This is a genomic window from Gammaproteobacteria bacterium (genome assembly GCA_016200485.1).
Classification (GTDB): domain Bacteria; phylum Pseudomonadota; class Gammaproteobacteria; order Tenderiales; family Tenderiaceae; genus JACQEP01.
This window is the reverse complement of record JACQEP010000022.1, coordinates 23,350-42,424: the sequence shown is the minus strand read 5'-3', so window position 1 is coordinate 42,424 and position 19,075 is coordinate 23,350. Positions and strand designations below refer to the sequence as shown.

14 protein-coding genes and 1 tRNA gene are annotated in these 19,075 nt (G+C 53.9%); 7 read left to right on the top strand and 8 right to left on the bottom strand.

Translation table 11 applies throughout. The features are described 5' to 3' along the window. Positions 1–62 precede the first annotated feature (62 nt). Positions 63–1,904, top strand: coding sequence for an RNA polymerase sigma factor RpoD (rpoD, locus tag HY272_13350; protein MBI3773669.1), 1,842 nt, complete (start codon positions 63–65; stop codon positions 1,902–1,904). A gap of 103 nt (positions 1,905–2,007) precedes the next feature. Continuing rightward, positions 2,008–2,084 (top strand) — tRNA-Ile (locus HY272_13345). 334 nt (positions 2,085–2,418) lie between these two features. On the opposite strand, the gene HY272_13340 is transcribed toward HY272_13345, so the two are convergent. The 7 genes from HY272_13340 to HY272_13310 form a co-directional block, all read right to left on the bottom strand. Next, positions 2,419–3,090, bottom strand: a complete 672-nt coding sequence (locus tag HY272_13340) for an RES family NAD+ phosphorylase (GenBank protein ID MBI3773668.1) — start codon at positions 3,088–3,090, stop codon at positions 2,419–2,421. Positions 3,091–3,121: 31 nt separating this feature from the next. Then, positions 3,122–3,508: a DUF2384 domain-containing protein gene (locus tag HY272_13335; GenBank protein MBI3773667.1), complete on the bottom strand. Its 387-nt coding sequence runs from the start codon at positions 3,506–3,508 to the stop codon at positions 3,122–3,124. 178 nt (positions 3,509–3,686) lie between these two features. After that, positions 3,687–5,477 carry a tetratricopeptide repeat protein gene (locus HY272_13330; GenBank protein MBI3773666.1) on the bottom strand — a complete coding sequence of 597 codons (1,791 nt, stop codon included), beginning with the start codon at positions 5,475–5,477 and terminating at the stop codon, positions 3,687–3,689. A 109-nt stretch (positions 5,478–5,586) separates the two neighbouring features. Then, the gene (locus tag HY272_13325) at positions 5,587–6,237 is read right to left on the bottom strand and encodes a cytochrome C (protein MBI3773665.1); all 651 of its coding nucleotides are present in this window, start codon (positions 6,235–6,237) and stop codon (positions 5,587–5,589) included. Next, positions 6,234–7,538 (bottom strand): cytochrome b N-terminal domain-containing protein, encoded by a 1,305-nt coding sequence (locus HY272_13320; protein MBI3773664.1) that lies wholly within the window; start codon positions 7,536–7,538, stop codon positions 6,234–6,236. Before HY272_13320 ends, HY272_13325 begins: the two co-directional genes overlap by 4 nt. Positions 7,539–7,549: 11 nt before the next feature. Further along, positions 7,550–8,080: a ubiquinol-cytochrome c reductase iron-sulfur subunit gene (gene petA, locus HY272_13315; GenBank protein MBI3773663.1), complete on the bottom strand. Its 531-nt coding sequence runs from the start codon at positions 8,078–8,080 to the stop codon at positions 7,550–7,552. A 92-nt stretch (positions 8,081–8,172) separates the two neighbouring features. Beyond that, positions 8,173–8,562, bottom strand: coding sequence for a c-type cytochrome (locus HY272_13310; GenBank protein ID MBI3773662.1), 390 nt, complete (start codon positions 8,560–8,562; stop codon positions 8,173–8,175). A 359-nt stretch (positions 8,563–8,921) separates the two neighbouring features. On the opposite strand from HY272_13310, the gene HY272_13305 reads away from it, so the two are divergent. From HY272_13305 to HY272_13290, 4 genes are all read left to right on the top strand, one after another. Continuing rightward, entirely contained in the window at positions 8,922–9,971 is a 1,050-nt protein-coding gene (locus HY272_13305; GenBank protein MBI3773661.1) for an efflux RND transporter periplasmic adaptor subunit, read from the top strand. A 3-nt stretch (positions 9,972–9,974) separates the two neighbouring features. Continuing rightward, a complete protein-coding gene (locus HY272_13300; protein MBI3773660.1) occupies positions 9,975–13,043 on the top strand; it encodes an efflux RND transporter permease subunit in 3,069 nt (1,022 codons plus the stop codon). Between the two features lie 128 nt (positions 13,044–13,171). After that, the gene (locus tag HY272_13295) at positions 13,172–15,034 is read left to right on the top strand and encodes a hypothetical protein (GenBank protein MBI3773659.1); all 1,863 of its coding nucleotides are present in this window, start codon (positions 13,172–13,174) and stop codon (positions 15,032–15,034) included. Positions 15,035–15,054: 20 nt separating this feature from the next. Continuing rightward, a complete protein-coding gene (locus HY272_13290; protein MBI3773658.1) occupies positions 15,055–15,402 on the top strand; it encodes a pentapeptide repeat-containing protein in 348 nt (115 codons plus the stop codon). 242 nt (positions 15,403–15,644) lie between these two features. On the opposite strand, the gene HY272_13285 is transcribed toward HY272_13290, so the two are convergent. Next, complete coding sequence (locus HY272_13285; GenBank protein ID MBI3773657.1) at positions 15,645–16,634, bottom strand: phosphotransferase; 990 nt, start codon at positions 16,632–16,634, stop codon at positions 15,645–15,647. Between the two features lie 161 nt (positions 16,635–16,795). On the opposite strand from HY272_13285, the gene lptD reads away from it, so the two are divergent. Continuing rightward, positions 16,796–19,060, top strand: a complete 2,265-nt coding sequence (lptD, locus tag HY272_13280; GenBank protein MBI3773656.1) for an LPS assembly protein LptD — start codon at positions 16,796–16,798, stop codon at positions 19,058–19,060. Positions 19,061–19,075 lie beyond the last annotated feature (15 nt).

Here is a 19,075-nt window from a genome sequence, read left to right as displayed (position 1 = left end):
TTCCGGCCGTTTCCATGGTCAATTAGACAGCTTAATTTTTTGAGAAGGCAGCAATTGGACGTATGAGCCGCGAACAACAAGAATCACAGATTAAATTATTGATCGCCAAAGGCAAGGAACAAGGCTTCCTGACCTTCCACGAAGTCAATGACCACTTGCCCGAGGATATCGTCGATCCCGAACAGATCGAAGATATTATCGCCATGATCAATGACATGGGCATCCCCGTGCACGAAACGGCGCCGGATGCTGACTCATTGATTCTTTCCGACGCCACAGTTGCCGATGACGATGTCGCGGAAGCTGCCGCCGCCACACTGGCCACCGTCGACAGCGAATTCGGCCGCACCACCGATCCCGTACGCATGTATATGCGCGAGATGGGCACGGTGGAATTGCTGACACGCGAAGGCGAAATCAAAATCGCCAAACGCATTGAAGACGGCCTCAATCAAGTCTACCAGGCGCTGTCGAGCCATGCGGACAGCGTCACGCTGCTACTCACCTCCTACGACAAGGTATGCGCCGGCGAAATGCGTCTGGCCGAAATCGTGCGCGGCTTCGCGCTGGCCGAAGACGACGACAGTTATCTGTTTGCCGAAAAAGCCGCCGTCGTACCCGCTGCCGACGAAGAAGAGGAAGACGATACAGTCGTTGCTGATGGCGACGACAGTGAAGAAGCAGTCGATACCGGCCCGGATCCCGAGCAAACACGTCTGCGCATGGAAGCCCTACGTGAAGCGTTCAACAAATATACTGCTGCCGCCGCAAAATCAGGCCGCAACGCGAACAAAATCCAGGAACTGCGCCAGAAAATGTCTGAGGCCTTCCTGGAATTCAAGCTGGCGCCGCAGTTTAACGATCTACTGGTCACCCGATTACGCCAGACCATTGACCATATCCGCGATCACGAGCGCGTGATCATGGACATCTGCGTCAACGAAGCGCACATGCCACGCAAAGAGTTCATTACCTCATTCCCCGACAACGAGACCAATCTCGAATGGCTGGAAGAAGAGCTCAAGTCGCGCGGCACGCACGCCAAGGTATTGAAGGAACACAAGGACGAAATTCGCCGCGCACAGGAAGAACTGATCAAAATTCAAGATCGGTGCGGGATTGCGATTTCCGAGATCAAGGAAATCAACCGTAAAATCTCCATCGGCGAAGCCAAGGCCCGCCGCGCGAAGAAAGAAATGGTTGAGGCCAATCTGCGCCTGGTCATTTCCATCGCCAAGAAATACACCAATCGTGGCCTGCAATTCCTGGATCTGATTCAGGAAGGCAACATCGGCTTGATGAAGGCCGTCGATAAATTCGAATACCGCCGTGGTTACAAGTTTTCAACCTATGCCACCTGGTGGATACGCCAGGCGATCACGCGTTCGATTGCCGACCAGGCACGCACCATTCGTATTCCGGTGCACATGATCGAAACCATCAACAAGCTCAATCGCATCTCACGCCAGATGTTGCAGGAGATGGGCCGCGAAGCGACGCCGGAAGAATTGGCCGTGCGCATGGAAATGCCCGAGGACAAGATCCGCAAGGTGCTCAAAATCGCCAAAGAACCGATTTCGATGGAAACACCGATCGGCGACGACGAAGATTCGCACCTGGGCGACTTTATCGAAGACTCCACCGTGCTTTCTCCGCCCGAGGCCGCCACCATCGAGGGCCTGCGCGAAGCTACCGAGGAAGTTCTTGAAAGCCTCACCGCACGCGAAGCCAAGGTATTGCGCATGCGTTTCGGCATCGGCATGAACACGGATCACACGCTGGAAGAAGTCGGCAAACAATTCGACGTCACCCGCGAGCGTATCCGTCAGATCGAAGCCAAGGCCCTGCGCAAACTGCGCCACCCCAGCCGCTCGGATCAGCTGCGCAGCTTCCTGAGCGATTAAACCCGGCATTACCCGTACACAAAACGCCCCGCACTGCGGGGCGTTTTGTTATGGCCTAGCTGAATCAAGAAAGTTATACTACGCAGCGACTCTCATTTCTTTCGGGCCTGTAGCTCAGTTGGTTAGAGCAGTGGACTCATAATCCATTGGTCCTCCGTTCAAGTCGGAGCAGGCCCACCAATGATATCAATCAGTTATAGCATCTTTTCGCGTTTCCGAATTTTCAAAATTTCCCGTGTAGGCACTTTGAAGACCTGTTTTCTCAGCCTCCCCTCTCGCACCACAAAAATTTTGCCGGGCTTATTAAATCCGAATTCCATAATGGCGCCCCTTTAGGGCCTCCTCATGCATGAAAAGTAGTTTCGAAACTACTTTTCTACCCCCAATTACTTTATGTATGCCAATTCAGCGATCTGTCATACACAACCGCCGTTGCGTATGGTGACAATGCCATTTGCCATACACACGTCAACCTTCATCAAATACGGTAAGCCATCCGTATTCAACAGCGACTCTATACGACAAACTGCTCACGCTTAAACGTCCACCGCTCATCAGAACCATTGGCCTCGGCCCGCTCACAATTGGCTTCGGCTTCCGACAAGTAGAGAAACCAGGTTTGCATGATTTTCGGCGTCTTTGAATGAAAAGCCGTTGGCGAGAGCAAGGCGACATTGATTCCTTGCTTGATGTCTCTCACTGATTCATAGCGGATGAGTTCAGCGCCGGCTTGGCGCGCGGTATCTGCGAAGGTCTGTGTCGCTTGATAATCGGACGGATGTGTCCATATTGCCCTCTCTTTGACGAACGGCGGCGCGGTCAGGTCCAACACTCGATTTGATCGATAGTCGATTGAGAATACTGTCAGCCGTTCTTGGTGACGTGGCAGAACAGCATCCGGGGATTCCTGAAAAAACTTCAGCCGATAATTGCAGTGCTCAGCCAACGCAGTGCGGATCTGCTCGGAGGCGTAAAAAACGCCTTCGGTCGACCCGGCGCGACGAAATCGCGATCCTACTGGATATGGTGCGTTGTAGCGAAAAGGGGTGTACAGCAGGTAATGAAAACGCTCTGCCCCGCGCGGCACGGATGGTTTCGTTTGTTCCAGAATTTCTTCCAGCAGCGCTTGCTCTGCCTGGGTTTCCACCACTTTGCGGGTGGAGACGATGTGCTGACCCTCCACCACACGCCATACCGTCCGCGCCCTGCGACAGAACTCAGACGCGAGCGCGGTAGGCGTCCACATAATCCACTGTCTTGGTCAGTCCTGAAACGCTGGTGATGAGATTGAGCGGCACCTCGCGCAGGGCAGTGTTGTAACCCAGCAGCCAGGAACGCAAGGAGCGCTCATCGCCGGCGACTATCGCGTCGAGACTGCGAAAGAGGCGCACCAGGAGCGCGGCCAGCTCCCATTCTTTGCTCTGCTCTTTAAGCAGATAGCCTCCCGTTTTCATGCGGGAAACCGAGGCTTCACTGACGCCGAGCGTTTTCGCCAACACTACCTGGCGCAGCCCCATGATGTCCGCCGCCTTCACCACGGCCTGGGTCAACACCCGCTGCCGCTGGTGAGTGGCGTCTGAGTCAACCGCTTTACCCTTGTGCATGCCCGTAACCTCCGGCAGTTGCCATAGAAAGAATATCCCATATTTTTTTCTATGGCAAGTTTATATTAAGGTTATCGACGTCCACAACGGCATGCTTTAGGGCAACTTTTCAACAAACTGAATTGTTGTTCGAGCATAGGCCGACCAAGCCACAACAGTTCTAACTCATTAGAAAATATTAATTTTTTGCACAATCACTGACAGCAAGGTCGTTGACCAAATTCTGCTTCACAGTTTCAATTACGCTTCCCCAATCCCCAGCACTCTGCTGCCTGAACAAACGTGCAGTTGGATACCAAAGACTATTATTCCTTGCCAACAACCAGCGGAAATCAGGCACCTGTGGCAACAAAATCCAGACGGGTTTACCCAAAGCACCTGCCAGATGGGCCACCGAGGTATCTACAGCGATCACCAAATCCAGCACCGAAATCAGCGCCGCGGTATCGGAAAAATCATGCAGTTCGTCGGCATGTGATTGCAATTGCGGGAATTGAGCCATGACCAACTGATCCTCGGGCCGGACTTCTTTTTGCAGCGAGTGATACTCAATTTTCAGTCGCAACAACGGTTCCAGCGCGCGCAAGGCAATACTACGATTTCGATCATTGGCGTGAGTTGCACTCCCCGACCACACCAACCCCACCCGTGGCATGCGCTTCACACCGAGTCGTTCATCCCATTTGATTATTTTTTGTGAATCGGCCGAAAGATAAGGCACGTGCGCCGGGATTGTATCGAGTGTCGTTTTTAACGCTAGGGGCAAACTCAAAATCGGACAATGCAAATCAAATTCCGGCAGCTGATCCCATTGGGTCACCACTTCAACTTCAGCGGGAAGTGTTTGCATTAATGACGCTAGCGCAGGCGGCGCCGCCAACACCACTTTGGCACCCATGGCCGTAAGCATGGGAAGGTAGCGGCTGAACTGAATAACATCGCCCATTCCTTGCTCCGTATGCACTAGGATGGTTTTACCCACAAGCGACTGTTCACCTAGCCACAACGCTTGCTTAAATTGTCTGATATGACTTTTTAACGGCTCGGTTTTCCAGCGCCACTCATATTCCGGCCAACCTTCGGTAAACTTTCCCAACAGCAAATTGAGAATACCGATGTTGTAATGAGCCCGTGCATGATCGGGCTGAATGGAAACCACCTGATTAAAACTGGACAACGCCTCCTCAAACTTTTGCTGCTCACTTAGCAGAACACCACGGCTGTAATACGCATCAGTAAAACGTGGATTCAGTGCAATCGCTTTATCAAAAGCGGCCTTTGCCTCCTCAAAGCATCGCATTTCTTTCAGCGCATTGCCCAGATTGTAGTGAGCCTCAACATAATCTGGATCGATTGAAACTGCCCGCCTGAAATCGTGAACCGCATCATCCCGACGTTCCAATACCTCCAACAAGACCAGTCCTCGACTGTTATAGGCATGGGCATTATTCGGAGCCAGCGCAATGGCCTGATTGAAACTCACCAAAGCTTCTTCATGCCTCCGAAGGTCCAGCAGGACATTGCCTTGGTTGTGATAAGCCTCGGCAAAATTTGTGTTGAGCTCAATCGCCCTGCGATAACTGGCCAAAGCTTCATCGAGACGACGCAGTTCGCGCAAGACATTGCCGCGGTTGTTATAGGCATCTGCGTAACCGGGATTGAGCAACAGCACTTTGTCGTAACAAGCCAGCGCCTCCTCATATCGCTTAAGCTCCTGCAACGCCTTAGCCCGATTGAAATGAACGGCAAAATCCCGAGGTTGTACAACACTGGCCTGAGTGAAGGCGGCCAATGCCTCGTCAAAGCGCCCCGCTTGTCCGTACAAAATGCCAACACAGTGCAATGCGGTGAAATTACCCGGATCAGCGTGCAATACTTGCTGATACCCCGCCAATGCCTCCTGCAATCTACCTTGCTGGTGACTGGCAATGGCTAGTCCAAGCTGGACGTCAAGTGGATTATTAGGCACCGATGGACTCATCGGTTGCATGATAGCGAGGTTTACACCCGCAGCACAATTCGGGATGGAAACCGATCGAAGTGCGCGGGAAGGTGCGCACACCTCCCGCGCTTGATATTTAGCGTATCCGGCGCCAGGTACGACGCTTCACCAGATACAACAGGATAGTTAATAACACCAAGTAACCGATGACATAGACACCGATGCTACGACGAGTTTCGGCAGCGGGATCGGCCGCCCACTCCAGAAACGCTACGGTATCCCGCACGGTTTCTTCGATCTGCTTTCTTTGCGCATCATCGGTCGCCATACTGTAACCCAACATGTCCGGCATTTTTATACCTGGAAAGACGTGGTTGTCGGTATTGCCGTCCTTGTCGGTGTAATAACCCGTCCACAAACTATAAATATATTGAGGACCATTTTTACGCGCGACCGCCATCAACGATAAATCCGGCGGTACTTTGCCATAGGATTCTTTACGGATCTCGATCGGCGTCATGCTTTGGAGGGTTGCCTCCATCGGGTATTCGCCGCGCATTCCGTCCACTTGCGCCTGCGTCAGCCCCAGGGCCAGCAGATCCTGATATTTCACATATTTCAGGCTATGGCACATCAAGCAAACCCCGGTGACTGTCGCTGCCCCGCGCTGCCGTGCTTCTTGCGTCTTGGGAATTTCCACGTCTTTAAGTTCGACATGGGTTGAGGCATAGACGCCGGGCGACAGCAGACTCGCCGCCAACCCCATCGTTGCAATCCAACGTCTCATCGCTGCTCCTCCTCACCCAGACGCGCATGTATCTGTCTTAACAGCTCCTGGTCTTCTTTGCGACGATTGTGATGCTCGTCACGTGCCAACTCGATTTTTTCTTCATCTATCAAACGTTGCGCCTCGAGCGGCAAGCCTTGCTCTCGTGAACGACGCTCTTCACGCTTGGAAATAAATGGCAATAACAGGAAGATGCCAAAGTAAATAAAGGTTGAAATCTGGCCGACGTAAACCACCCAACCTTCCGGCGCTTGGGCACCCACATATCCCAGTACGATGACGTTGACGAACAAGACATAGATCATGATCCGGTAGCCAGGACGGAACAGCGCGCCGCCCGGCACACGGGAACGATCCAGCCACGGCAAGGCGGCAAAGATCAGGATCGATAACGCCATGGCAATGACGCCGCCGAGCGCGTCTGGAATCGAACGCAGAATGGCGTAAAACGGCAGGAAATACCATTCCGGCACGATATGCGCCGGAGTCTGCATCGGGTCGGCGGCAATATTATTGTCGGGCTCGACAAAGAATTCCGGCGCGAAAAACACGAAGGAACAGAACACAATCAGGAACACGCCCAAGCCAAAGAAATCCTTCATCGTGTAATACGGATGGAAGGGGATATTGTCTTTGTCATGCAGGGTGATTCCAGATGGATTGCTGCTCTTTACAAAATGCAGCGAGACAATATGAATCACCACCGCCGCACAGATAATGAATGGAAACAGATAATGCAGTGCGAAAAAGCGGGTTAGCGTCGCATCGCCCACCACGAAATCACCGCGCAACCAGGTGACGATATCATCACCAATTACCGGCGGCGTTCCAAACAGGCTGGTGATGACCTGCGCCCCCCAGTAAGACATCTGACCCCAAGGCAGGAGATAACCCATGAACGCTGTCGCCATCAGCAACAACAGCAACACCAAACCCGTCCACCATAAAAATTCGCGTGGCCGGCGATAGGAGCCATAATACAAGGTGCGTGCGATATGGATATAAATCACGATGAAAAACGCTGATGCGCCGGTGGAATGCATGTAGCGCAATAACCAGCCGTAATTGACGTCGCGCATGATGTGCTGAATCGAATCAAACGCCTGAGCGACATCCGGCTTGTAATGCATCGCCAGAAAAATACCACTGACCAATTGCACCATTAACACAAATCCCGCTAGAAAACCGAAATTCCACCAGTAATTGAGGTTGCGTGGCGTGGGATAATCGGTCAGCTCATGCTTGATGAATTGTGTAAGCGGAAACCGCTCGTCGATCCATTTGATGGCATTTTTAAACATGATTGAATCTCCTAGGCCTTGCCGATGATGATCTTGTCATCACCCAGGAATGTGTATTGCGGCACTTCAAGATTTCGCGGCGCCGGCCCATGCAGGATACGGCCGCTATTGTCGTACACGCTGCCGTGACAAGGGCAGGTCCAGCCGCTATCAGTTCGATTTGGCACGCATCCAAGATGAGTACAGATGCCCACCACTACCAGCCATTCGCTACGCTGCACGCGCTTACCATCTTCCTGCGGATCTTTACCGCCCTGATTTTGCTGCATGGCTCGGATCTCTTCCTCCGTGCGATGCGATACAAACACGGGTTTACCCTGCCACTCAACGGTATGGGTCTTGCCTTTTGGAATCGAACTGATATCGACCAATGACGTTGCCTTGGCCTGCACATCGCGACTCGGATTCATGCTGGCAATCAACGGCCAGGCTGCGCCGCAGACACCCACTGCGCCGACAATGGCTGTTGTTGCTGTGAGCAAAAACTCACGCCGTTGCGGGTCTTGAATTCGTTGGTCATGGTCATCTTTGTGATCTGCCATGTCTCTCTCCTCAGTACTGCAATGCCAGAAAATTCAGACTTCGGCCTAGCATACGCTGCGCGGCCTGAGCGCCTGCTTACCAAAAATTTTACCTAGTTATTTTGCGCACCCTGATCGATCCAGGCTTTGATCGCTTGAATTTGTTGATCGCTGAGCGATGGACGACCATCATGAGGCATTTTTATCACTTGATTTGCTCGCCCTTCTACCAGCAACACCAGTGTGCTGGTGAGGCTCTTGCCAGGGTTAATGACGGGCCCGTATTTGGTCCCCTTCATTAAACCTGCATAGGTTTCCATATTCAGAGCACTGGCTTTTTCACCCTTGCCACCGGTCTGATGACACTCAAAACAATTTTGCTGCAAGATCGGCAGGATGTCGCTGGCGTAACTTACTTTAGCGGTCGCCACTGTAGCTGTAACAGGCACCGTGACTTGGGTTGTTGTTTGCTTAGACTCGTTTGAGGAATCACTGCACCCCATGACCAGACCGGCCATCCCGAAAATGAATCCCACTTTGAATGTTGATCGCATTGCAAAACCCCTCTGCCACACTCAGGAATACTTATATATTTTATACGCCTATTCCCATTTTGGGTGGGTCGGCTGAACGCCAGCTGAACGCAACCCCCATAACCCCGCTCGTGAAATTTTTTCTGGTACAAAATGATGCTGATAGGCGAACTTGGTTAAAGTGTACAGTCCTGTAAGATAATTGGCGTTGCGCCCATAAATTCGGGTGGGGTAATCATTGCGATGACATGGCATTATCCTATAAATGGGGAACCACAAACGGCCGCCACCGATATTCATCATATATAGAAATCAGGGTTAATCCAGACATGCGTATCCACTATTCAGCGTTAATTTTGGTTTTTGTGACCGGCATATCCTTCGCGGCTCCGCCGTGGCCGCAAGGTGACAAACCCCCGCCAACGCCGGTACGGGCCCAGGCCGTCAGAACTGTTTCGCTGACGAAATCTGTCACTGCCGTGGGCTCATTGCGGGCTGACGAAACTGTGGTGATGAAATCGGAAATCGAGGGGCGCATCCTCCAGATCCACTTCACCGAAGGCCAGACCGTAAAGAAAGGCGCCAAATTGGTGAGCCTGGATCCCGCTGAAACTCAGGCGCAACTGGCGTCCAGCAGCTCAGAAGTGCGTATCGCACAGCTGACGTTCGATCGTCTGACCGAGCTGTTTGGCAAAGGGCTGTCGAGCCGCCAGGATTTGGATCAGGCGCAAGCGCGCCTGGATCAGGCCAAGGCAAAAGAGACGCTCGATAAAGTTCGTTTCGACAAGACGGTGATCACGGCGCCGTTTGACGGCATGATGGGGTTGCGCCAGGTAAGCCCGGGGGCTTTGGTGGACAAGAACCAGGCCATCGCCACCCTGGAAAAGATCAATCCGATCCAAGTCGAGTTCCAAGTCCCTGAGGTTCACATCGCCAAGCTCCGGCCTGGCCAGGATATTACCCTGACCGTAGATGCTCGTGTCGGCAAGACCTATTCCGGCCGTATCTATGCGTTGGATACGGCGGTGGAGGCGGCGACACGCAGCATCAACGTACGCGCCCGCTTATCCAACACTAAAGGTGAGCTGCGCCCGGGCATGTTCGCCCGCGTTGCGCTACCGCTGGGCGAGCGCGCCGATGCCTTGGTAGTGCCGGAGCAAGCCATCGTCCCCAAGGGACAAGATATGTTCGTGTTCAAGGTGGTGGACGGCAAGGCCATGCGGACGCCGGTGCAACTAGGGCAACGGCGCAACGGCGAGGTTGAGGTGGTGGATGGCGTCAAGGCTGGCGACATCGTGGTCACCGACGGCATGAAGCTGTTTGGCGACGGCATGCCGGTGATGGTGCAAGGGCCAATAAAACCGGCGGGGAAGAAATAGACTATGGTGTTATCTGATCTCTCCATCCGCCGACCGGTGTTGGCTACGGTGATGAGCCTGATGATCGTACTCATCGGCATCATCTCGTATCAACGCCTGTCGGTGCGCGAATATCCGAACATTGATTCGCCCGTGGTTTCGGTACGCACGGTTTACACCGGCGCCAGCGCCGAAGTCATCGAGAGTCAGATCACCAAGCCGCTGGAAGATTCGCTCGCCGGTATCGAAGGCATCAAGACGTTAAAGTCGGTCAGTCGCGAAGAGGTCAGCCAAATCACCATTGAATTCATACGCACGCGCGATCCCGATGCCGGCGCCAATGACGTGCGCGACCGTGTGGCGCGGGCGCGAGGTTTGTTACCCGCCGATGCCGATGAGTCGGTAGTGGCCAAAATCGAGGCCGATGCTCAACCGGTGATCTGGATCGCCTTCTCCAGCGATAAACACTCAGCACTGCAGATCACGGATTACGCTTCGCGTTTCGTCAAAGACCGGCTGCAAACGTTACCCGGCGTTGCAAGTGTCATCATCGGCGGCGAACGGCGCTATGCCATGCGCATCTGGCTGGATCGTGACCGGCTCGCCGGCTACGGCCTGACGCCACAGGATGTCGAAAGCGCGTTGCGGGCCCAGAATTTACAAGTGCCGTCGGGGCGCATCGAGAGCAAACAACGCGAATTCACCGTACTCACCGTCACCGACATGCGCACACCAGCAGAGTTTGAAAATCTGATTGTGCGCGAGGTCAATGGCTATCCGGTCCGTCTCAAAGACGTGGGCCGGGCCGAGATCGGCGCTGAGGATGAACGTAACTCTGTGCGTGTGAAAGGCAACCCGGCGGTCGGGTTGGGAGTGGTAAAACAATCCACTGCCAACACGCTGGAGGTGGCACAGGCGGTGAAGAAGGAACTGCCACGCATTCAGGCCGGACTACCCGCAGGGATGAAACTCCAGATCGGTTTCGATCAGTCAATATTCATCGAACGCTCGATCAAGGCCGTCTACGAGACCATGGCCGAAGCACTCGTATTAGTGGTGCTCGTGATCTTTCTGTTCCTGCGCTCAGGCCGCGCGACGTTCATTCCGTTTGTCACCATCCCAGTCTCACTGATCGGCGCCTTCATTTTTCTTTACGCCTTGGGCTTTAGCATCAACGTACTAACGGTATTGGGCCTGGTGCTGGCGATTGGTCTGGTGGTGGACGATGCCATCGTGATGCTGGAAAATGTGCATCGCCATATCGAGCTAGGCAAATCGCCATTGCAGGCCGCCTTTGCCGGCAGTAAGGAAATTGGTTTCGCCGTGATCGCCATGACCTTGACCTTGGCCGCTGTGTTTACGCCACTGGCCTTCATGACTGGCAACACCGGCCGCCTGTTTACCGAGTTCGCGTTGACGGTGACGGCGGCAGTATTGGTGTCTGGTTTCGTGGCCTTGACGCTGACGCCGATGATGGCGTCGAAAATTCTGCGCCAACAAACTCAGCACGGTACGCTCTACAACGTGATGGAGCGTGGTTTTGATGCTGTGCGCAACGGCTATCGCACAGCGTTGAGCCGCACACTGAATGCACGGTGGTTGGTGGTATTGGTGTTTGTGGTGACCGCAGGTGCGATGGTGTGGATTTACAAACAACTCAATTCCGAACTGGCGCCAGTGGAAGATCGCGGTTTGTTCGTCGGCATTATGATCGCCCCCGAGGGCTCCACCCTCAGCTACACCGATGGCTATGCGCGCGAGATTGAGAATATGTACCGCCAAGTACCTGAGATCAACAACTTCTTCATGGTGGTGGCGCCCGGCTTACAACGCCCCAATCCGGTGAATTTCGCCCTTTCCTTTGTCAGCATGAAGCCATGGGAAGAACGGCAGCGCGGCGTACCGGAGATCATCGGCGGTTTAATGCCGCAGATGATGGGACTGCCGGGCGTGATGGCCTTTCTTGTGCAACCACCGTCGCTGGGACAGGGGTTCCGCGACCCGCCGGTACAATTCGTGGTCCAGGCCAACTCCTATCCCGAACTGGAAAAGGTGGTCGACAAGTTGATGGGCAAATTGCGCGGCTATCCTGGATTAATCAATCCAGATTCCGACCTCAAGCTCAACAAACCGCAACTGGAGGTGAAGCTCAACCGCGACAAGGTGGCCGATGTGGGCGTCGACGTCGACCAGGTCGGCCGCACCTTGGAGACGATGTTGGGCGGGCGCCAAGTAACGCGCTTTAAGCAGGAAGGCGAGCAATACGACGTGATTGTGCAACTGGCCGACAGCGACCGCACGCGCCCCGGCGACCTGCGTGCCATCTTTGTCCGCAACAAGGAAGGCAAGCTGGTGCAACTGGATAACCTGGTCGGCGTACGCGAAACCGTGGCCCCTAAGGAACTTAACCATTACAACCGCCTACGCGCCGCGATTATTTCTGCTAACGTCGCCCCCGGTTACTCGCTGGGTCAGGCGCTGGCCTTCATGGAACAAACGGCCAAAGAGACGGTTAGCGAAGGCGTGCAGACCGATTATGCCGGCCAGTCGCGGGAATTCAAGGAATCGGGCGCCACCATGTATGTCACCTTCCTATTGGCCCTGGCCTTTATCTACCTGGTGCTGGCAGCTCAGTTCGAGAGCTTTGTTAGTCCGTTAGTAATCATGCTCACCGTCCCGCTGGCGATGACCGGGGCGCTGCTGGCGCTATTGCTGACGCATGGCACCCTTAACGTCTATAGCCAGATCGGCCTGGTGATGCTGGTCGGTCTGATCACCAAACACGGCATACTGATGGTGGATTTCGCTAATACCCTGCGCGACCAGGGAGTAGCTCTCAAAGAGGCCGTGATCGAAGCCGCCACCCTGCGCCTGCGGCCGATCCTGATGACCACCGGGGCGATGGTGCTGGGCGCGGTCCCCCTGGCCTTGGCCGTGGGTGCCGGTGCCGAGAGCCGCCGTCCTATCGGCTGGGTGATTGTGGGCGGCCTGCTGCTGGGCACCCTGCTGACGCTGTTTGTCATCCCCACCGCTTATACGCTGTTGGGACGGGAACGCCACCCCAAGACCGCCAGACCGGTCACGGACGGTTAAACCACAAATTGGGGCGGATTCCAATATCAAGCAATGAGTTATGAAATCCGAAGTTGTTCCGATATACCTATATCGAGTACTGTAACCTGACAAGTTAGCTGGCGTTTAAGGAGCAAACTTCACCCGCCATGAAATCACTTAAACTAAGCACGCCGCAGCGTAACAGCAACCCGGCGGTATCGTTCGACCCCAACATTGAACAAATCCGTGGCTTCATCAAGGGACTCCCCCTCGCCAATACGGGCGAATGCTGCCAGCGCATCGTGCAACTGTTGCACAAACTCAATCGCGCCCCGCTGAACGTCCAAGTGCGCGTCCAGATCATGGACATGATCCTGCCGCTGCTGGAAGACATTACCAGTTCCTTGCACACCAGTTACATCAACGCACCGCTGCCGTTAACAGACAAACGCGCACAGGTAGCGCAACTCATTCGCAACCTTTGGCTGGAAATGAGTTATGGCTACAAGATCGTGGTCAACGAGCTGCACGAAGATCAAATCGCCACCGGCGGCGGATCGGCTTATCTCTCACAAGCGATTTATTACGCTCTGAGTTTTCTCTCGCGCTTAATCGTCGACGGCTACGCCCTGTATACCCCCGAACCCAAACACATCTGGCAGGAAGTGAATCAACTCTATCTTCACGCCGAACAAAATCAGCTCCACCAAATCACGCTTAACTCAGTCGCATCGGCCAAAGAACCCAATCCGGCGACTATCGCCAATTCATATAAGCGCATCATTTTGTTAAGCCTGGCCAACCCCTATCATTTAATGCAGGGCGAAGCGATAAAATTGTTCCAACTGCTTAAAGACTGGTGCCATCACTGCGAGATCATTGCTCTGGGCGGGGCTGCTTTGCCTGAGGGCCGATTGTTCATTGATTTGGAAATGGATGCACCACCGATGTACGCCCCCAAAACCAACACCAAAATCCGCCCCAAAGAGGGACGGCTGCTGGAAATCAAATCGCTGATTGGGTCACTGGAAAACGAAATTCGCCGCCTCACTATCGAAGCTAAAAATACAACTCGCCAAAGCAGCCTCGCTCAACGCATGGAACGCGACATGTATTTTCGCTGGATCGAATCCTGGGGCGTGCGGCGGGAACGGATGAGTCACCGCAAACCAAAACAGGCGCCTGCGCAGTTACTGTGTGGCCTCACCGCCGCCCATCATTTCATCAGCGACAAAGAACCCTTCTTCCCGGAGCAGCTTGAGCTTCGGTTGCGCGGCCGGCAAGCCGATGCCCCGAGCGCCAAATCATCATTGGAACTCACACCAGAGACACACAAACCGTGGGAAACGGATGATCAGTCGCTGCGCTTAAAAACAGGAATCAATCAGCCCCGCACCTCCAAATTCAATACCACTGATCAAACTGATACCAAAGACATGTGGATCAAGGTCTACGCCACTTCGGAACAGACAGTTCAAGACTTTACCAATCTCAACCAGGAGGAATTTGACGTTCATGGCTGCGAACTGCGCAACGTCAATCAGGGCGGATTCGGCCTGTTTTGTCCCTCCTCCAGTAATTTTCCGGCACGTGTCGGTGAATTGATTGGTGCCAAGACTGACGATAACTCCAAGGAATGGGCTATCGGTGTCGTGCGTTGGATGAAAATTCAGGAAACGCCGGGCATTGAATTAGGTGTCCGCATTATCGCCAAAGACGCACTGTCCGTGGCGACAAAGGCCGTGATGGGCATCGGTCGCGGCGGCGAATATTATCGCTCGTTGATTGTGCCGGGCCTTGATCCCGGTCAACACCCCACCACCCTCATTGTCCCCTCTGCCGTCTACGATATTGGCTCGGTATTACTCCTGACCATGAACCATAAGCTGTTACACATTCGACTGATACGGCAACTGGAATCCACCAGCGCCTTCTCGCAATATCAATTTGAGATCGTTGAGGCGCCATCGGACGACCATCAACGCAGTGATTTGCAGGATACGCGCCGTGATTCAAAACTGTTTCGATAACCTGTGGCTGGAGGTGATATATGGCTGATGCCCCAAAATTAAAGAATGACGACCCCTATTATCGATTGTTACGCGACGGCAAGATCGATGATTTTAACAGGCAAAAAGCAGCGAATAAAAAAATCGATCTGAAGAACTGTGATTTTCGCGGTGTGGACCTGCGCGGCCTGGATGCCGAAGGACTGGATCTGCGCGACTGCTACTTTCGGCAATCCGACCTCCGCGGCATCGATTTCACCAATGCCAATCTTGAAGGCTCAAGCATCAATGCCGCCAAGATTTCCGGCACTTTCTTTCCACCGGAACTGGATGCCGCAGAGATCGAGCTATCGCTGCTGCATGGCACCCGGATGCGGTATCGCAAATAAATCCTTTTTAAAATCCAACGCAGAGACGCGGAGGCGCAGAGAAAACCTTGTTAGCCGCAAAGGATGTAAAGGTGCGCATAAAAAATCGCGATGTTCAAACAGCGAGAGAAATTTCCACATGACTCCCTTCGCGGTTAATTTTATTCTTCTCCGCGTTCTCTGCGCCTCCGCGTCTCGGCAATTGCTCCCGGCGTTGCCCTACCTCGTGCATCCATGCACTCGTCCGCGTTAGGTTTTTAATTCTAACCAAACCTCGGCAGCACCTTTTCTTCAATCAGCCGCCGCAATTCCTTTAACTGCGGCTCGTGCGCCACGACATCCACCACATAACGCAACGTGCGCGGAATATCATTGAGATAACCCGGTTTGCCGTCACGATGATTCAGGCGGGCAAAAATACCAATCGCTTTGAGATGACGCTGCACACCCATCGCATCAAACCAGCGTAACAGTTGTTCGAACTCAACACCGTCCAGAATACCGTGCTCCGTCGCCAGGCGATGATAATCGCGCACCCAGGCCCGCACCTGCGCCAATGGCCAAGCCACATAACAATCGCGCAATAACGAAACCAGATCATAAGTGACGGCGCCGATCACCGCATCCTGAAAATCCAGCACACCGGGATTGTCTGCCGTGGTCACCATCAAATTGCGTGAATGATAGTCACGATGCACCCATGCCCGTGGCTGCGCCAGGGCTTGTTGCGCCAACCAATCGAAATTCTCGGCCAGCGCATCGCGCTCGGCTGGCCCTAACACCACCCCTAAATGCCGACCCAGGAACCAGTCCGGGAACAACTGCATCTCCCGCATCAGCAATGCCTGATCGTAAGGTGGCAAGAGTGTTGAATCGATCGGTCCGTGGCTCTGTAAACGAACCAGGGAAGCAATGGCATCGCCGTATAAACGTGGCGCAGTGTCTGCCGACAAGGCCCCGAGATATTGCTGTGTCCCCAGATCCGTGAGCAGCAAAAATCCCCGCCCCAAATCCTGTTGCAACACCTTGGGGACATTAACGCCAAAGCCGCCCATCGCCGCCGCCACGGTCACAAAGGGACGGCAATCTTCCTTGTCCGGCGGCGCATCCATGACAATATAGGTATCGGTGCCGGTATCGACACGAAAATAGCGGCGAAAACTTGCATCGCTGGACGCTGGCGCGATACCAAACTCCTTGATCCCAAGGTCGCTCTTCAACCAGTAACACAACTCTTCCAGCCGTTGATCCACGTTCCGATCCTCACATTCTCTTACTAAAGCGATCCCGGCCCATCCGCAATACGGGAGAACACGGTATACTTGGCGCAGTTTGTTCTGTAGCCAGCGGTCATTCTATGCGATTTCTTCCGCCAGACAATATGATTAGCATGGCTGCCTTGACGTTTACTAGCATGCATAACCCATTGAGCCCGAAACCCGCAACCCTGATACCGCGCCGCCTGCCCCAGATGGTACTCGGCATCGGCCTGCTGGCGAGCAACAACAGCTGGGCTATCGAATCCTGGGCCTTATGCCATCGCTGGCCAACCGCGGAATTCCCCTCCTCGACGATCCCGAAAGCTCAGGCCCCGACACAACTCACCGCTGACTCCAGCCAGGGGAAACAGGACCAGAGCCTGGTGCTCAGCGGCAACGTGGTCGTTGAACGCCCTTATGAGCGGCTACTGGCCGACGAGGTCACCTATTTTCAAACTGAAAACCGGGTCAACGCTACCGGCAACCTGCGCTTTGAAACACCGGATCTGCGCGTTGACGGTCAGTCTGGTCGCATCAATCTCGATAATGACAGCGGTGAGTTTACTGAAACGCAATATTATCTCTTAAGCCACCATGGCCGCGGCGAAAGCGACAGGATTCTGATGCTGAATCCCGAAGTGACAGTCTTGAAGCATGCCAGCTACACCACCTGCGATCCGGGCGATGAAGATTGGGTGTTGCGCGCCAGCACCGTGACGCTGGATCAGGGTTCCGGCATGGGCAGCGCCTGGAACATGTATCTCAGCTTTCAGGGGCTGCCATTTTTCTATTTTCCTTACATCAACTTTCCTATTACTGACGAGCGCAAAACTGGCGTCTTGCCGCCCAGTATTGGCACCTCCCGCACCAACGGTACCGATATCGCAATCCCGATCTATCTAAATATCCATCCACAATTGGATGCCACCATCACACCCCATAATTACACCACCCGCGGTTTGCAATGGGTTAACGAAATCCGTTATCTCACGCATTATGGCAAGGGAAAGATTGGTGCTGAATATCTTGACGATCAAACCACGCGTACCACACGCACCTTGAACCACTTTGAACACGCGGGCGCCTTTGCTCCGAACTGGACTTCCGACATCAACTATAGCCGTGTCTCCGATAAAGATTATTTCCACGATTTCAGTAGCTCACTATCAACCACCAGCACCAGCCAGCTGGAGCGCCATGTCAAAGTTAATCACAGTTTTGTCGCAGCCAACCTGATGGCACAAGCCCAGGATTATCAAACCGTCGATGACACCATCCCTTACAGTGCACGCCCCTATCGGCGGCTACCGCAAGTGGCACTGACGGCAGACACAAGCCCGGTCGACTGGTTCCGCTACGGGGTCAATAGCGAATGGGTAAGATTCCACGAACAAGATCATCTCAACGGTGAACGCTTTGACCTGGCTACCTATGCCAGTTTACCGATGGAAAACGCCGCCGGCTTTTTCATCCCAAAATTGACACTACGCCACACGGATTATCAACTGGAAAAAGAAAATAACCCGTTGCCGGATCGAAGTCCGTACCGTAACATTTCCACCCTTAGCTTGGATTCGGGGCTGTTCTTCGAACGGGACATGAACTTCTTTGGAAGTTCATTACTACAGACCTTCGAGCCACAACTTTTCTATCTTTACACACCTTATCGAGATCAATCACTGATACCCGTGTTTGATTCGAGCACAGTTAGTTTTAGCAGTGCCCAGCTATTCCAGGAAAACCGCTTCTCGGGCCGTGATCGCGTCGGTGACACCGAGCAGGTCAGCCTGTCACTGACATCCCGGTTTTTGCAACAAGATGATGGCTTCGAGCGCTTTCGCACCACTGTCGGTCAGATTTACTATTTGCGCGATCGCAAAGTCAGCCTCGGCGGTGACGTACTCGATACCACGACCAACACCGATGCCATCCTCGAAGCCGAGGCAAAACTCACCCGCAACCTGAGTCTGCGTGGCGACCTGCTCTGGAATACCGCTTATGACACCATCACCAAGCGTTACATAAAGCTGCAACATCGTGCCTCGAACCGAGAGATCGTTAACATCGCCTACCGCGAGCAAGGCAACCGCGTCACCGCCCCCGGCAGTGTTACCAAAGAAATCGACGCCGCAGCCCTGTGGCCCCTCAATCCACGCTGGAGCCTGATCGGCAGGCGCTATCACTCCCTGCCAGACGACCGAACCCTGGAAAAGCTGTTCGGTGTAGAATATGAGAGCTGTTGCTGGGCCTTTCGTGCCGTCCGCCGTGCGGTCTACACCCCTGACAGCGTCACCCCTCAAAATGGGGCGCTACGCTACTCCTGGTACCTCCAGCTTGAACTTAAAGGCTTGACAGGCATTGGCGACCGGATCGAGACCTTGATGGAAGACACCGTGGTCGGCTACAAGGCCGCCAAATGAATTTGATACAGGCAG

Bases quoted from the DNA above. Each gene is read 5' to 3' on its own strand.
- lptD (MBI3773656.1), top strand. From the start codon at position 16,796: ATGCATAACCCATTGAGCCCGAAACCCGCAACCCTGATACCGCGCCGC.
- rpoD (MBI3773669.1), top strand. From the start codon at position 63: ATGAGCCGCGAACAACAAGAATCACAGATTAAATTATTGATCGCCAAA.
- HY272_13290 (MBI3773658.1), top strand. From the start codon at position 15,055: ATGGCTGATGCCCCAAAATTAAAGAATGACGACCCCTATTATCGATTG.
- HY272_13325 (MBI3773665.1), bottom strand. From the start codon at position 6,237: ATGAGACGTTGGATTGCAACGATGGGGTTGGCGGCGAGTCTGCTGTCG.
- HY272_13335 (MBI3773667.1), bottom strand. From the start codon at position 3,508: ATGCACAAGGGTAAAGCGGTTGACTCAGACGCCACTCACCAGCGGCAG.
- HY272_13295 (MBI3773659.1), top strand. From the start codon at position 13,172: ATGAAATCACTTAAACTAAGCACGCCGCAGCGTAACAGCAACCCGGCG.
- HY272_13305 (MBI3773661.1), top strand. From the start codon at position 8,922: ATGCGTATCCACTATTCAGCGTTAATTTTGGTTTTTGTGACCGGCATA.
- HY272_13310 (MBI3773662.1), bottom strand. From the start codon at position 8,562: ATGGGGTGCAGTGATTCCTCAAACGAGTCTAAGCAAACAACAACCCAA.
- HY272_13300 (MBI3773660.1), top strand. From the start codon at position 9,975: ATGGTGTTATCTGATCTCTCCATCCGCCGACCGGTGTTGGCTACGGTG.
- petA (MBI3773663.1), bottom strand. From the start codon at position 8,080: ATGGCAGATCACAAAGATGACCATGACCAACGAATTCAAGACCCGCAA.
- HY272_13320 (MBI3773664.1), bottom strand. From the start codon at position 7,538: ATGTTTAAAAATGCCATCAAATGGATCGACGAGCGGTTTCCGCTTACA.